This is a genomic window from Pseudomonas sp. MB-090624 (assembly GCF_003205245.1).
GTDB classification, from domain to species: domain Bacteria; phylum Pseudomonadota; class Gammaproteobacteria; order Pseudomonadales; family Pseudomonadaceae; genus Aquipseudomonas; species Aquipseudomonas juntendi.
On the sequence record NZ_QJRK01000013.1, the window covers coordinates 103,772 to 118,053 of the forward strand.

The 14,282-nt window shown below is 63.2% G+C and carries 14 protein-coding genes; 12 read left to right on the forward strand and 2 right to left on the reverse strand.

Features of this window, described 5'->3' with window-relative positions; all coding sequences use genetic code 11:
* The first annotated feature begins 316 nt into the window (after positions 1-316).
* From DMX12_RS09810 to DMX12_RS09845, 8 genes are all read left to right on the forward strand, one after another.
* Positions 317-913 (forward strand): amino acid synthesis family protein, encoded by a 597-nt coding sequence (locus tag DMX12_RS09810; RefSeq protein ID WP_029613156.1) that lies wholly within the window; start codon positions 317-319, stop codon positions 911-913.
* Positions 914-981: 68 nt separating this feature from the next.
* Positions 982-1,815 carry an alpha/beta fold hydrolase gene (locus DMX12_RS09815; RefSeq protein ID WP_029887620.1) on the forward strand — a complete coding sequence of 278 codons (834 nt, stop codon included), beginning with the start codon at positions 982-984 and terminating at the stop codon, positions 1,813-1,815.
* Positions 1,812-3,293, forward strand: coding sequence for an aldehyde dehydrogenase (locus DMX12_RS09820; protein ID WP_054912259.1), 1,482 nt, complete (start codon positions 1,812-1,814; stop codon positions 3,291-3,293). Before DMX12_RS09815 ends, DMX12_RS09820 begins: the two co-directional genes overlap by 4 nt.
* A gap of 13 nt (positions 3,294-3,306) precedes the next feature.
* Entirely contained in the window at positions 3,307-3,792 is a 486-nt protein-coding gene (locus DMX12_RS09825) for a flavin reductase family protein (RefSeq protein ID WP_047150252.1), read from the forward strand.
* A gap of 150 nt (positions 3,793-3,942) precedes the next feature.
* A complete protein-coding gene (locus DMX12_RS09830) occupies positions 3,943-4,332 on the forward strand; it encodes a carboxymuconolactone decarboxylase family protein (RefSeq protein WP_009683727.1) in 390 nt (129 codons plus the stop codon).
* Positions 4,333-4,422: 90 nt separating this feature from the next.
* Entirely contained in the window at positions 4,423-5,169 is a 747-nt protein-coding gene (locus DMX12_RS09835) for a GntR family transcriptional regulator (protein ID WP_009683726.1), read from the forward strand.
* 22 nt (positions 5,170-5,191) lie between these two features.
* Positions 5,192-5,755, forward strand: coding sequence for an NUDIX hydrolase (locus DMX12_RS09840; RefSeq protein WP_029886870.1), 564 nt, complete (start codon positions 5,192-5,194; stop codon positions 5,753-5,755).
* Between the two features lie 297 nt (positions 5,756-6,052).
* Positions 6,053-7,465: a cytosine permease gene (locus tag DMX12_RS09845; protein WP_047150250.1), complete on the forward strand. Its 1,413-nt coding sequence runs from the start codon at positions 6,053-6,055 to the stop codon at positions 7,463-7,465.
* 139 nt (positions 7,466-7,604) lie between these two features.
* Here DMX12_RS09845 and DMX12_RS09850 read toward each other — a convergent pair whose 3' ends face one another.
* Positions 7,605-8,309: an NUDIX hydrolase gene (locus tag DMX12_RS09850; RefSeq protein ID WP_110677289.1), complete on the reverse strand. Its 705-nt coding sequence runs from the start codon at positions 8,307-8,309 to the stop codon at positions 7,605-7,607.
* Positions 8,310-8,447: 138 nt separating this feature from the next.
* Here DMX12_RS09850 and DMX12_RS09855 point away from each other — a divergent pair, with 138 nt between their 5' ends.
* Together DMX12_RS09855 and pncB are read left to right on the forward strand one after the other, a co-directional pair.
* On the forward strand, positions 8,448-9,098 hold the full coding sequence (locus DMX12_RS09855) for an isochorismatase family protein (RefSeq protein ID WP_110677291.1): 651 nt from the start codon (positions 8,448-8,450) through the stop codon (positions 9,096-9,098).
* Positions 9,095-10,294: a nicotinate phosphoribosyltransferase gene (gene pncB, locus DMX12_RS09860; RefSeq protein ID WP_054905965.1), complete on the forward strand. Its 1,200-nt coding sequence runs from the start codon at positions 9,095-9,097 to the stop codon at positions 10,292-10,294. Before DMX12_RS09855 ends, pncB begins: the two co-directional genes overlap by 4 nt.
* 55 nt (positions 10,295-10,349) lie before the next feature.
* Here pncB and DMX12_RS09865 read toward each other — a convergent pair whose 3' ends face one another.
* Positions 10,350-11,237: a LysR family transcriptional regulator gene (locus DMX12_RS09865; RefSeq protein ID WP_110677293.1), complete on the reverse strand. Its 888-nt coding sequence runs from the start codon at positions 11,235-11,237 to the stop codon at positions 10,350-10,352.
* A 110-nt stretch (positions 11,238-11,347) separates the two neighbouring features.
* Between DMX12_RS09865 and DMX12_RS09870 the strand changes: the two genes are divergently transcribed.
* Positions 11,348-12,409: a YeiH family protein gene (locus DMX12_RS09870; RefSeq protein WP_110677295.1), complete on the forward strand. Its 1,062-nt coding sequence runs from the start codon at positions 11,348-11,350 to the stop codon at positions 12,407-12,409.
* 127 nt (positions 12,410-12,536) lie between these two features.
* On the forward strand, positions 12,537-13,910 hold the full coding sequence (ppnN, locus tag DMX12_RS09875; protein ID WP_029887975.1) for a nucleotide 5'-monophosphate nucleosidase PpnN: 1,374 nt from the start codon (positions 12,537-12,539) through the stop codon (positions 13,908-13,910).
* Positions 13,911-14,282 lie beyond the last annotated feature (372 nt).

Below are 14,282 nucleotides of genomic sequence, written 5' to 3' on the forward strand. Positions count from 1 at the left end.
AAAAGCAAAAGCAAAAGCAAAAGCAAAAGCAAAAGCAAAAGCAAAAGCAAAAGCAAAAGCAAAAGCAAAAGCAAAAGCAAAAGCAAAAGCAAAAGCAAAAGCAAAAGCAAAAGCAAAAGCAAAAGCAGATCTGCTTTCGACTTTCGACTTTCGACTTTCGACTTTCAACTTTCAACTTTCAACTTTCGACTTGCAGCTTACGACTAGCAACCTCCCGTCCCCCCCGCAAGAGAAATTTCCACCCCCCTCTTGCACAACAAATATTATGGTATACCATCAGACAACAAGAGCTGATAACCCTCACCAGGAGCCACCCATGAGTTTCGAAATCCGCAAGATCGTCACCTACTCCGAAGAGACCCGCATCGAAGGCGGCAAGGCCACCGACAAGCCGGTGACCATGGTCGGCCTGGCCGTGGTGATCAAGAACCCATGGGCCGGTCGCGGTTTCGTTGAAGATCTGAAGCCGGAAATCCGCGCCAACTGCTCGGAGCTGGGCGCGCTGATGGTCGAGCGCCTGACTGCCGCCATTGGTGGGGCCGACAAGATCGAGGCCTACGGCAAGGCCGCCGTGGTGGGTGCCGATGGCGAAATCGAGCACGCTTCGGCGGTGATCCACACCCTGCGCTTTGGCAACCACTACCGCGAAGCGGTACAGGCCAAGAGCTACCTGAGCTTCACCAACAAGCGTGGTGGCCCAGGCACCTCGATCCAGATCCCGATGATGCAGAAAGACGACGAGGGCCTGCGCTCGCACTACATCACCCTGGAGATGCAGATCGAAGACGCACCGCGTGCCGATGAAATCGTCGTAGTGCTGGGCGCTGCCGACGGCGGCCGCCTGCACCCGCGCATCGGCAACCGCTACATCGACCTGGAAGAACTGGCTGCCGAAAAAGCCAGCGCTCAATAACAACAACCAAGACGGGCCGGGGCGTGGCGTGCTTACCCGCCGCGCCCGACCTTCAAGGAGCGCCCTCCATGATTCAGCCTGTCGCTGAACGCACACCTGCCGGCACCAGCTACCTGTCCGTCGGCCAGGGCCAACCCGTGGTACTGATCCACGGCGTGGGCCTGAACAAGGAAATGTGGGGCGGTCAGTTCGTTGGCCTGGCCAACGACTACCGCGTCATCGCCTATGACATGCTCGGCCACGGGCAAAGCCGCGTGCCGGCTGCCGATACCCCGCTGGAAGGCTATGCCGACCAGCTCGCCGAACTGCTTGACCACCTGCAAATCGCCCAGGCCACGGTAATCGGCTTTTCCATGGGCGGCCTGGTTGCCCGGGCCTTTGCCCTCAACTACCCGCAGCGCCTGGCGGCACTGGTGGTTCTCAACAGCGTGTTCAACCGCAGCCCCGAGCAGAGCGCCGGCGTTATCGCCCGCGCCGCCCAGGCCGCAGAACTGGGCCCCGACGCCAACGTCGACGCCGCCCTCGAGCGCTGGTTCAGCCGTGAATACAAGGCCGCCAACCCGGCCCAGGTCGCCGCTATCCGCCAGGTCCTGGCGAGCAATGACCCGCAGGGCTACCACACCACTTATTCGCTGTTCGCCACCCAGGACATGTACCGCGCCAGCGACCTGGGCAGCATCCAGGTGCCGACACTGATCGCCACCGGCGAGCTCGACTCGGGCTCCACACCGGCCATGACCCGCCAGCTCGCGGCGCGCATCCCAGGTGCGCACAGTGTGGTGCTGGCCGAGCAACGGCATATGATGGCGGTGGAAGCACCGCGTGAAGTCAACAAGATGCTGCTGGACTTCCTCGCGCAAGCCCGCACCCTTACCGAATCCGCCAAGGGGATTGTTGCATGACCCTCGTTCGTTTCCAGATGTGCATCGACGGCCAATGGCGCGATGCCCAGAGCGGCAAGACCTTCGACAGCCTCAACCCGGCCACCGCCCAGGCCTGGGCACAGTTGCCCGATGCCGACGAGGCCGATGTGGAGCTGGCCGTGCAGGCCGCCCAGCGTGCCTTCGACAGCAAGCAGTGGCGCAGCATCACGGCCACCGCGCGCGGCAAGCTGCTGCGTCGCCTGGGTGACCTGATTGCCGAGAACAAAGAGCACCTGGCGCAGCTGGAGAGCCGTGACAACGGCAAGCTGATTCGCGAAACCCGCGGCCAGGTCGGTTACCTGCCCGAGTTCTTCCACTACACCGCCGGCCTCGCCGACAAGCTCGAAGGTGGCACCCTGCCGCTGGACAAGCCCGACCTGTTCGCCTACACCGTGCACGAGCCGATCGGCGTGGTCGCCGGCATCATCCCGTGGAACAGCCCGCTGTACCTTACCGCGATCAAACTGGCCCCGGCCCTGGCGGCCGGCAACACCATCGTGCTCAAGCCGTCCGAGCACGCTTCGGCGACCATTCTGGAGCTGGCCCGCCTGGCCCTGGAAGCCGGCTTCCCGCCGGGTGTCGTCAACGTGGTCACTGGCTACGGTCCAAGCACCGGCGCGGCGCTGACCCGCCACCCGCTGGTGCGCAAGATCGCCTTCACCGGCGGTGCAGCCACTGCCCGCCACGTGGTGCGCAGCAGTGCCGAGAACTTCGCCAAGCTGTCGCTGGAGCTGGGCGGCAAATCGCCGAACATCATCTTCGCCGATGCCGACCTGGACAGCGCCATCAACGGCGCCGTGGCCGGCATCTATGCCGCCTCCGGGCAAAGCTGCGTCGCCGGCTCGCGCCTGCTGGTGCAGGACGAGATTTTCGACGAGTTTGTCGAGCGCCTGATTGCCCGCGCCAAGCGCATCCGCATCGGCAACCCGCAGGACGATGCCAGCGAAATGGGCCCGATGGCGACCGCGCAGCAGTTGGCCGTGGTCGAAGGCCTGGTCGCTGCGGCCAAGGCTGAAGGCGCCAAGCTGCACATGGGTGGCAAGCGGGCCGAGGTCGAAGGCGAAGGCTGGTTCTACGAACCGACCCTGTTCGAGTGCGACAGCAACTCGATGACCATCATGCAGGAAGAAGTGTTCGGCCCGGTCGCGGCGGTCATCCGCTTCAAGACCGAGGAGCAGGCGCTGGAAATCGCCAACGACTCGCAGTTCGGCCTGGCGGCCGGTATCTGGACCCGCGACCTGGGCCGCGCCCACCGCCTGGCCCGTGACGTGCGCTCGGGCATCATCTGGGTCAACACCTACCGCGCCGTGTCGGCCATGGCCCCGATCGGCGGTTTCAAGAACAGCGGCTACGGCCGTGAGAGTGGCATCGATTCGGTGCTGGCCTATACCGAGCTGAAGACCGTGTGGATCAACCTGTCCACCGCGCCCATGCCCGACCCGTTTGTGATGCGCTAAGAGGTAGCACGAGATGATCGAACCTGGCATCTACAAAGACGTGATGGGCTCCTTCCCGTCCGGCGTCACGGTTGTCACCACCCTGGACGCCGACGGCGGCATCGTCGGCATCACCGCCAGTGCCTTCAGCGCCCTGTCGATCGACCCGGCGCTGGTGCTGTTCTGCCCCAACTACGCCTCTGACACCTACCCGATCCTGCGCGACAGCAAGCAGTTCGCGATCCACCTGCTGTCGGCCGAGCAAACCGCCGAGGCCTATGCGTTTGCCGGCAAGGGCAAGGACAAGGCCAAGGGCATCGAGTGGCACCTGAGCGAGCTGGGCAACCCGCTGCTGGCGAAGGCCACGGCGATCATCGAGTGCGAACTGTGGCGCGAGTATGACGGCGGGGACCATGCGATCATCGTGGGTGCGGTGAAGAACCTGGTGCTGCCCGAGCAGCCGGTAACGCCGATGGTGTACCACAAGGGCAAGCTGGGCGCCCTGCCGCCTTTGGGCTGATAGACCTTTAAGCCGGTGTTGGCTGCTTCGCGGGCTTGCCCGCTCCCACAGGGATGGCGCAGCTCCAAGACCTGCGCATTACCTGTGGGAGCGGGCAAGCCCGCGAAGAGGCCACCGCCGATGTCCCTGTTTCATTCCGGAGCACTGCGCATGAGCAATGACAAGTACGAGAAAGGCCTGCAAATCCGCACCCAGGTACTGGGCGAAGACTACGTCAACCGCTCGATCCAGAACGCCGACGACTTCACCAAGCCGTTGCAGGAACTGGTCACCGAATACTGCTGGGGCCACGTCTGGGGCCGTGAAGGCCTCTCGCTCAAAGAGCGCAGCATGATAAACTTGGCCATGATTTCCGCGCTCAACCGGCCCCACGAGCTCAAGCTGCACATTCGCGGCGCATTGCGTAATGGCCTGAGCCGTGAACAGATTCGCGAGATCCTGCTCCAGGTCGGCATTTATTGCGGCGTGCCCGCGGCGGTGGACAGCTTCCGCCTGGCCCGCGAAGCGTTCGCTGAAGCCGATGCGGAGCCAACCCGTTAACACCGGGCTGTTCGAACCCACGCAAGGAGCACCCAAGGTTCGTGGTGCTATTGCGGTTGCGGCCGGGCAGCCTCTTTAAGAGCGCACTTGATGAAACGCCAGCCACTCGACGACAGCTTCAAGGTCAACCGCAACCCCGTTACCCTGCGCGAAATCGTGCTAGACAAGCTGCGCGCGGCGATCATGAACTTCCACCTGCTGCCTGGCGACCGCCTGGTCGAACGCGACCTCTGCGACCGCCTTGGGGTCAGCCGTACCTCGGTACGCGAAGCGCTGCGTCACCTGGAATCCGAAGGCCTGGTGGAATTCGCCGACGCCAAGGGCCCACGGGTGGCCATCATCACCCTGGAAGACGCCCGCGACATCTACGAGCTGCGTTGCGTACTCGAAGGCCTGATCGTGCAACTGTTCACCCTCAACGCCAAGGCCAAGGACATCCGTGCCCTGGAACGCGCGCTGGAGGTCAACCGCGAAGCCTTGGAAGAAGGCGAGTTGCAGCAGGTGCTGGACTCGGTTCAAGGCTTCTACGACGTGCTGCTGGAAGGCTCCGGCAACCAGGTGGCGGCGCAGCAGTTGCGCCAGTTGCAGGCACGCATCAGCTACCTGCGCGCCACCTCGGTGTCGCAGGAAAACCGCCGCGGCGCCAGCAACCGCGAGATGGAAAAGATGGTCGAGGCGATCAAGGGTGGCGACCCGCTGGTTGCCCACCAGGCCTCCGTCGACCATGTGCGTGCGGCTGCCAAGGTAGCCCTGGATTACCTGCGCCAGAAGCAGGAAGACCACGTCAAGGTGCGCGACATCGTCGAGCCCCTGGCGCTGAAGGATCCACGTATTTAACGCCACCCACAGGCCGCTGATCATGCCCAACGCCCCGCGCTACTGCCCGCACTGTACCAAGGAACTGGCCCGGGGCGTTCCTGCAGGTGACACCCACGAACGCCTGCATTGTGGCGGCTGCGGCTACATCCACTACATCAACCCGAAGATCATCGCCGGCTGCATCATCGAGCGCGACGGCAAGTACCTGCTGTGCCAGCGTGCCATCCCGCCACGCCCCGGCACCTGGACCTTGCCGGCGGGCTTCATGGAGGCTGGCGAGACCACCGAGCAGGCGGCGCTGCGCGAAGTGTGGGAAGAAAGCGGCGTGCGGGCCGACATCATTTCGCCGTACTCGATTTTCAGCGTGCCGAAAATCAGCGAGGTCTACATCATCTTCCGCGCCATCGTGACCGAAGAAACCGGGCAATACGGGTCGGAAACGCTGGCGTACAAGTTCTTCGCACCGGATGAGATCCCTTGGGATCAGATCTACTACCCGGCGATCCGGCAGATTCTCGAACGTTACATCCTGGAGCGGCAGGCTGGGGTGTATGGCATGTACATGGGCAATGACGACACCGGCAAGGTGCACTTCATGCGTTAGCCGGTGCTGGCCCTGTGCCCCAAAAATGCCCGGGTCGCACCAGCAAAGCTCACCCATCACCGCCCACACAACGCGCAACCCCTCTACCCCAACCCCTTCAGCCAACTGGCACCCTCCTTGCTACCGTCAGCCGCTTAAGCTTTTGTCAGCCTTAGGTTTTTTAAGGCTTGAAGGTACATATTTACTAATTTCCCGTTACCCCAGCGGCCCGCATCATCGCTCCAACAAGAACGCGTCGCCCATCGCCGGCACGCACCCGGGCAGTTGCCAATGCCCTACCTTGCCTTGGAGTCAGTCATGACCAGTGCAGCCAATTCGGCACCCCTCATAGAAAAACACACGATCGGCTATGTGCCACCGCAAGACCGCCATGGAAAGGTAAGGGATCTGTTCACGCTGTGGTTCGGCGGCAACATTGCGCCGTTGCCCATCGTCACCGGCGCGTTGGGCGTGCAGCTGTTTCACCTGAACCTGGTATGGGGCATCGTCGCCATCCTGGTGGGCCACCTGCTCGGGGGCGTGCTGATGGCCCTGCACTCGGCCCAGGGCCCGCAAATGGGCATCCCGCAGATGATCCAGAGCCGTGCCCAGTTCGGTACCTTGGGCGCGCTGCTGGTGGTAGTGATTGCCGGGGTCATGTACATCGGCTTCTTCGCCTCCAACATCGTGCTCGCCGGCAAGTCTTTGCACGGTGTGGTCGACGCCGTACCGGTGCCGGTCGGCATCGTCATCGGCGCGCTGGGTTCGGGCATCATCGGCATCATCGGCTACCGCTTCATCCACGTCCTCAACCGCATCGGCACCTGGGTACTGGGTATCGGCATCGTGGTCGGCTTCGGCTATATCTTCACCCATGTGCAGAGCGACGACTTCCTCAGCCGCGGCAGCTTCAACCTGGCCGGCTGGCTGGCCACCGTGTCGCTGGCGGCGCTGTGGCAGATCGCCTTTGCGCCCTACGTGTCGGACTACTCACGCTACCTGCCGGCAGACGTGAAAGTCAGCTCGACCTTCTGGACCACCTACCTGGGCTCGGCCCTGGGTTCGAGCCTGTCGTTCATCTTCGGCGCCGTGGCGGTACTGGCCATTCCGGCCGGCATGGACACCATGGATGCGGTCAAACTGGCCACCGGGACCCTCGGCCCCGTCATGCTGGTGCTGTTCCTGCTCAGCGTCATCAGCCACAACGCCCTCAACCTGTATGGCGCGGTGCTGTCGATCATCACCCTGGTGCAAACCTTCGCCTACCGCTGGATCCCGACCGCCAAGAGCCGCGCGGTACTGTCGCTGATCGTGCTGTCGGCGTGCTGCGTGGTCGCCGTGTTCGCTTCGGCGGACTTCATTGGCCACTTCGTCGACATGGTGCTGGTGTTGCTGGTGGTGCTGGTGCCGTGGACGGCGATCAACCTCATCGACTTCTATGCCATCCACAAGGGCGACTATGACATCCAGTCGATCTTCCAGGTCGATGGCGGTATCTATGGCCGTTACAACCCGCAGGCTCTGCTCGCTTATGCGGTGGGTATCGTGGTGCAGATCCCGTTCATGAACACGCCGCTGTACGTGGGGCCGATTTCCGAGCACATCAACGGCGCCGACCTGTCGTGGCTGGTAGGGCTGGCGGTGACTTCGCCGCTGTACTGGTGGCTGGCCAGCCGTGACAGTGCTTACCGGCGCCGGCAGCTGAGTGCCAAGTTGGCCATGGGGCACTGAGTTTGCTGCGCCGGCAAATCCCAGCAGATGGTTGTGCACCATCGCTGGGAGCTCCGATGCCGGAAGCTGACCCATACATGACCGAGCACCGCAGGTGGGGCGCTCGGTCGCAGCGCCCCCTTGCCCCTCAAGCCGAACTCTACCCTCCCTCCGGCAACAAGCTGCGATCAAACATGAACACCCGCCCACCCAGCGGCGTGTGCTGATACAACTGCTGCGGCCGGCCCAGCCTGGGCTGGTTCTTCTCCCCGGTGTCCTTCACCCACCCCAGCTCACGCAAGCGCTCCAGGCGTTTACGCAGCGAGGTGCTGTTCACCGTCTGCCCCAGGCATGCCTGAACCGCCCCCAGGGCATCGAGCACGGTGAATTTCTCCGCCAGCAGGTACAGCGGCAAGCTGCTGTACACGGTCTTTGCCGCCAGCCGCTCGCGGGCCCGCTCCACCAGCAACGTGTGGTCGAAAGGCAAGAGCACCTTGCGCGCCAACACACTGCCCAGGTCGAAAAACGCCAACTGCTCACCCAAGGCTGCCTGCCCAGGGCCGATCAAGGCGAGGTAATAGGTGCTCAGCGACCAGCCCCGCGGATCGCGAAACGCATTGCCCTCGGTACCCACCTGCTCCATGTAGCACGGCACCAGCCGGGTTTTTTCGCGTAACGCGCGCTCGGCCGCGGCCTCCAGGCTGATGTCGGGGGTGCGACCATTGACGATCACCCCCGGCAACGCCCACTGGCCGGCATGCGGTTCGCGCTCACGGCGGTGCAACAACACTTGCAGATGCTGCGCATCGGGGGCCAGGCGCAGGGTCACGATATCGACACTGGCCAGGACTTCAACTGTACTCACCGGGTTGCTCCTCGTTCATTGGCCTAATAATCCACCAGAGACACTAAGTAAATCAACAAGCAAATCCATAGGGACATACGCTTGACAGACTTAGATCACCAGGTAGATTATGTAGCCAGTCCAGCAAGGAGAACCGCCATGAAAATCGCCAGTTTCGATGTCGATGCGCAGAACGGCTTCACCGGCAACGCGCCGCAGGAACTCCCGGTTCCCGAAGGCCATGAAATCGCGGTTGACCTCAACACCATGGCCCTGCGCGCCGACCTGCGCCTGGGCAGCAAAGATGCCCACCCGGCCAATGCCGCCTGGGTTGTCGCCGACCCGGCGCACATGCTGCAGCCCCTGCAAATGGCCAACGCCGACCTGACCTGGGTCAGCCACTGCGTCCCCGGCACCCCTGGGTTCGAGCTGCTGCCTGGCCTGCCGGCGCCCATCGATTACGACTACTTCGTGTGGAAGGGTGTCGAACCCGACCTGCACCCCTACGGCGCCTGCTATCACGACCTCGCCGAACGCCGTTCCACGGGGGTCATCGAATACCTCAAGGTACACCAGGTCGGCGCGGTGATCGTCGGCGGCCTGGCCCTGGACTACTGCGTCAAGACCACCGCCCGGCAACTGCGCCAGGCCGGCTTCGAGGTGCTGCTGTACCTGCCGGCCTGCCGTGCGCTGACTCAGGCAGGCGCTATCGAGGCGTGCGGCGCCTTGGCCGCCGAAGGGGTCATCCTCTGCGGCGACGAAGCCGCGCTCGACCACCAGCTTGCCCTGATCAAGGAACAGCGCCCATGAGCGAAAGTGTTTTCGGCCCACGCATCATCCAGAACCTGCTGGACACCGACTTCTACAAGATCACCATGATGCAGGCCGTGCTGCACAACTACCCCAACGCCGAAGTGGAGTGGGAGTTTCGTTGCCGCAACGACGAAGACTTGTCTCCCTACCTGGCTGAAATCCGCTACCAGGTAGAACAGCTGGCCGAGGTCACGGTGACCCACGACCAGTTGGCCTATCTGGAGAAAATCCCCTTCCTCAAACCGGATTTCATTCGCTTTCTCAGCCTGTTCCGTTTCAACCTGCGCTATGTACAGGTGGGCCTGGACGCCGCCGGGCAACTGGCAGTGCGCGTCCGCGGGCCCTGGTTGCACGTGATTCTCTACGAGATCCCGCTGCTGGCGATCATCAGCGAGGTGCGCAACCGCTACCGCTACCGTGACGTGGTGATCGAACAGGTCGGCGAGCGCTTGTACCAGAAGCTCGACTGGCTGAAAGCCGAGGCCAGTGCCGAAGAGCTGGCCGGTTTCCAGTTGGCGGACTTCGGCACGCGCCGGCGTTTCTCCTACCGGGTGCAGGAAGAAGTGGTGCACATCCTCAAGCATGATTTTCCGGGGCGCTTCGTTGGCACCAGCAACGTGCACCTGGCGCGTGAGTTCGAGCTCAAGCCGCTGGGCACCATGGCCCACGAATGGTTCATGGCGCACCAGCAGTTGGGCCCGCGCCTGGTCGACAGCCAGGCCGCTGCGCTGGAATGCTGGGTAAGGGAGTACCGTGGGCTGCTCGGCATAGCGCTGACCGACTGCATTACCATGGATGCCTTCCTCGGCGATTTCGATCTGTATTTCGCCAAGCTGTTCGATGGCTTGCGGCACGACTCTGGCGATCCACTGGCGTGGGCGGAAAAAGCCATTGCCCACTATGAGCGGCTGGGGATCGACCCAAAGAGCAAGACCCTGATCTTCTCCGATGGGCTGGATTTTGCCAAGGCGCTGGGGCTGTACCGGGCGTTGCATGAGCGGATTAATGTGAGCTTCGGCATTGGTACCCAACTGACGTGCGATATCCCGGGGGTAGCGCCGATGAACATGGTGATCAAGATGACCGCGTGCAATGGGGCGCCGGTGGCGAAAATTTCCGATAGCCCTGGCAAGACCCAGTGCCGGGACGAGAATTTCGTGGCCTATATGAAACACGTTTTCAAGGTGAATTGATGGCGGCTGTGCCGGCTTCATCGCGGGTGAACTTGCGCCCACCAGGCCGGCACCGTCACGCCACCTGTGGCATGGCCATGCACAACGCCAGAAACCGTGCGGCCGCCCGCGAGGGCGTGGCGGCGTGCGGCATGAGTATGGAAAAACGCCGTAGCAATGCCTGAGGGCTCACCTGCAACCGTTGCAATGCACCGTCTTCGTGGCGTATGGACATGGCTGAAACAAAGCCGATGCCCATGCCGGCACGCACCGCTTCCTTCACCCCCTCCACACCGGCGATTTCCAGCGCCACACGCATGGCTACGCCATCACGTGCGAATGCCCGCTCAACGACCTGCCGCACCCCCGAGCCGCTTTCACGCAACACCAACGGATAGGCCCCCAGCGCCGTTAATGGCTGCTTGTGCGTGCCTGCCAGGGGGTGCCCGCGCGGCACGATCGCCACGATTTCGTCTTCGTGCCACGGCGTGGTGTGCGTGCCCAGGGGCAACTCATGGCCGGGCGGCCCCTCGATCAGGGCGATATCGACGCTGTCCAGTGCTGCCACGATCTCCGCCGTGTTGCCATGCGAGGTCGTCACCAGCACGTCCGGGTACTGCCGATGAAAATCGGCAATCAGGTAAGGCAACAGGTAACTGGCGGGCGTGGTGCTGGCGCCAATGCGCAAGGTGCCGCGCTCCAACCCGCGCATGGCCTCGCGCAGGGCTTGGGCCTGGCGGAAGGTATCGCGCAGGCGCTCGGCGTGTGCGAGCAGTTGCTCGCCAGCCGCTGTTAGCCGCACGCCGCGACCGGCACGTTGGTAGAGGGGTTCGCCGAACGCCTCCTGCAGCAGCTTGAGCTGCCCGGAAACCGCAGGCTGCGACAGGTGCAGGGCCTGGGCCGCATGGCTGATGTTGCCATGCTCGGCAACGGTGGCGAATGTTATCAGCTGTTCTGGGGTCATGAACTCAAAATATCAGCTAAGCGGATATTTGCCATCCCAAATTACGATTTTTTATAAGCTTATAACCAGATTAACGTAGGCCTCGTCGAATCATTGCCCGGAGGACTCACATGGCCACGGTACCGTCCCATCCTGCCTACACCCCTACCCTTTCTACCAAAGGGCGGCTCAATGGCATCCTGTTCGTCGCGCTGTTCGCGCTGGCTGTCACTCAACTGGCGGCCATACCCGCCATCGCCAGGCTTGGCATCAGCCCGCTGATTGTCGGCATCGTCGCCGGTGCACTGTATGGCAACGCGCTGCGTGACGGCGTGCCGGCAAGCTGGGCCGCGGGTATCAATTTTTCCGCTCGCGGCTTGTTACGCATTGCCGTGGCGTTCTTCGGCCTGCGGGTGAGCCTGCAGGAAATTGCCGAGGTAGGCTGGTCGGGGCTAATCGTCTCGCTGCTGGTGGTTGGCAGCACATTGCTGATCGGCCTGTGGTGCGGCATGAAAGTCTTCAAGCTCGACCGCGACACCGCGCTGCTGACGGCCGCCGGTAGCGCCATCTGCGGGGCAGCCGCCGTGCTGGCATTCGAATCGGCGCTGCGCAGCGCCCCGCACAAGAGCGCCATGGCGGTGGGCAGCGTGGTGCTGTTCGGCACCTTGTTGATGTTCGTCTACCCCTTGGCGATCAACGCTGGCTGGCTGCACCTGAACACCTTGGGTGCCGGCCTGCTGCTGGGCGGCACCATCCACGAAGTGGCCCAGGTGGTCGGCGCCGCCAGCAACGTCAGCCCGGAAGTCACCCACATCGCGACCATCGTCAAGATGACCCGGGTCATGCTGCTGGTACCCGTGCTGCTGGTGGTCGGCCTGTGGATCAGCCGTTCGCGCCAGGCTGGCCAGGGCAAAGGCAACGGCCGCATCGCCATGCCCTGGTTCGCCTTCGGCTTCCTCGGCCTGGTGCTGGTGAACTCGCTGCAGGTGCTGCCCGGCAGCGTGACCCAGGCGCTCAACGGCCTGGACACCTTCGCCCTGACCATGGCGATGACCGCGCTGGGCATGGAGACGCGCTTGAGCCAGATTCGTCAGGCCGGGCCACGGGCGCTGGCGACCGGGGCGCTGCTCAACCTGTGGCTGGTTGGCGGCGGCCTGGCAATCACCCTCGGGGTGCAGAAGTTGTTGAGCTGATCGGCAACCGGGCGGCGAAGCAGGCGTAGCCCTGCAAAGGTTTTTCACCGCCCCCCTCGTGGCCGCCCACATTTCTCGGTATGGTGTTGTCCAAGAAGGATGTTTTACCCGCACAGGAAAGACTTAGATGCCTCAACGCCATGTCATCAATGCATCCGTCAGCCCCAAAGGCAGCCTGGAGACGCTGTCACAACGTGAAGTGCAGCAACTGAGTGAAGTCGGTACCGGTAGCCTTTACACCTTGTTCCGCCAGTGCGCCCTGGCCATCCTCAACACCGGCGCCCATGTCGACAACGCCAAGACCATCCTCGAGGCTTACCGGGACTTCGAGGTGCGCATCCACCAACAGGACCGTGGCGTGCGCCTGGAGCTGCAGAATGCCCCGGCCGACGCCTTTGTCGATGGCGAGATGATCGCCAGCACCCGCGAAATGCTGTTCAGCGCCCTGCGCGACATTGTCTACACCGAAAGCGAACTGGCCAGCCAGCGCATCGACCTGGAAAGCTCCCAGGGCATCACTGATTACGTGTTCCACCTGCTGCGCAACGCCCGAACCCTGCGCCCGGGTGTGGAGCCGAAGATGGTGGTGTGTTGGGGCGGCCACTCGATCAGCAGCGAGGAATACCAGTACACCAAGAAGGTCGGGCACGAATTGGGGCTGCGCAAGCTGGACGTATGCACCGGTTGCGGCCCGGGCGTGATGAAGGGCCCGATGAAGGGCGCGACCATTGCCCATGCCAAGCAGCGCATGCATGGCAGCCGCTACCTGGGCCTGACCGAGCCGGGCATCATCGCTGCCGAGGCGCCCAACCCGATCGTCAACGAACTGGTGATTCTGCCGGACATCGAGAAGCGTCTGGAAGCCTTCGTGCGTGTCGGCCACGGCATCATCATCTTCCCCGGTGGCGCCGGTACGGCAGAGGAATTTCTCTACCTGCTGGGTATCCTCATGCACCCGGACAACCACGACCTGCCGTTCCCGGTGGTGCTCACCGGCCCGCGCAGTGCCGAACCCTACCTGCAGCAGTTGCATGCCTTTGTCGGTGCCACGCTGGGCGAGGCGGCGCACCGCTTGTACGAAATCATCATCGACGACCCGGCAGAAGTTGCCCGGCACATGGTCGAAGGGCTCAAGGCGGTTAAGCAGTTCCGCCGCGAGCGCAACGATGCCTTCCACTTCAACTGGTTGCTGAAGATCGAGGAGAGCTTCCAGCGCCCCTTCGACCCTACGCATAAGGCGATGGCAGAACTGGACTTGCGCCGCGATCTGCCACCGCACGAACTGGCGGCCAACCTGCGCCGGGCGTTTTCCGGCATCGTGGCCGGCAACGTCAAGGACAAGGGTATCCGCCTGATCGAGGAGCACGGCCCTTATCAGATTCGTGGCGACAGTGCTGTGCTCGATCCGCTGGGGCGGTTGCTGCAGGCGTTCGTCGACCAGCACCGGATGAAGTTGCCCGGCGGGGCGGCGTATGTACCGTGCTATCAGGTTGTGACCTGACAGCGCCTTGCGCTAATGCGCGTCAGTCATGCAACTTGGGGCCGCGTTGCGGCCCATCGCCGGCAAGCCAGCTCCCACAGGGAGCGCATCAGGGCTGACAGGTGTTTGTCAGAATATATGCAGCGCCTGTGAGATCGAGCGCCGCCCGCGCGGCGCAATCGCGAGCTGCGCTCGCTCCTACGTTTGTTTCGGGCCAATTATTCCTGTGGGATTTGCGCGCGAACGCCTTGGTGCATGCCTCAATGTCGCGCCGTACAAACAAGGCGGCCGCGCGCGCCTGTCACAGGCGTTACTGGCCCGAAACAAACGTAGGAGCGAGCGCAGCTCGCGATTGCGCCGCGCGGGCGGCGCTCGATCTCACAGGCGCTGAAG

Bases quoted from the DNA above. Each gene is read 5' to 3' on its own strand.
- DMX12_RS09855 (WP_110677291.1), top strand. From the start codon at position 8,448: ATGAAAATCGCCAGTTTCGATGTCGATGCGCAGAACGGCTTCACCGGC.
- pncB (WP_054905965.1), top strand. From the start codon at position 9,095: ATGAGCGAAAGTGTTTTCGGCCCACGCATCATCCAGAACCTGCTGGAC.
- DMX12_RS09865 (WP_110677293.1), bottom strand. From the start codon at position 11,237: ATGACCCCAGAACAGCTGATAACATTCGCCACCGTTGCCGAGCATGGC.
- DMX12_RS09830 (WP_009683727.1), top strand. From the start codon at position 3,943: ATGAGCAATGACAAGTACGAGAAAGGCCTGCAAATCCGCACCCAGGTA.
- DMX12_RS09810 (WP_029613156.1), top strand. From the start codon at position 317: ATGAGTTTCGAAATCCGCAAGATCGTCACCTACTCCGAAGAGACCCGC.
- DMX12_RS09870 (WP_110677295.1), top strand. From the start codon at position 11,348: ATGGCCACGGTACCGTCCCATCCTGCCTACACCCCTACCCTTTCTACC.
- DMX12_RS09820 (WP_054912259.1), top strand. From the start codon at position 1,812: ATGACCCTCGTTCGTTTCCAGATGTGCATCGACGGCCAATGGCGCGAT.
- DMX12_RS09815 (WP_029887620.1), top strand. From the start codon at position 982: ATGATTCAGCCTGTCGCTGAACGCACACCTGCCGGCACCAGCTACCTG.
- DMX12_RS09835 (WP_009683726.1), top strand. From the start codon at position 4,423: ATGAAACGCCAGCCACTCGACGACAGCTTCAAGGTCAACCGCAACCCC.
- DMX12_RS09825 (WP_047150252.1), top strand. From the start codon at position 3,307: ATGATCGAACCTGGCATCTACAAAGACGTGATGGGCTCCTTCCCGTCC.
- DMX12_RS09840 (WP_029886870.1), top strand. From the start codon at position 5,192: ATGCCCAACGCCCCGCGCTACTGCCCGCACTGTACCAAGGAACTGGCC.
- ppnN (WP_029887975.1), top strand. From the start codon at position 12,537: ATGCCTCAACGCCATGTCATCAATGCATCCGTCAGCCCCAAAGGCAGC.
- DMX12_RS09845 (WP_047150250.1), top strand. From the start codon at position 6,053: ATGACCAGTGCAGCCAATTCGGCACCCCTCATAGAAAAACACACGATC.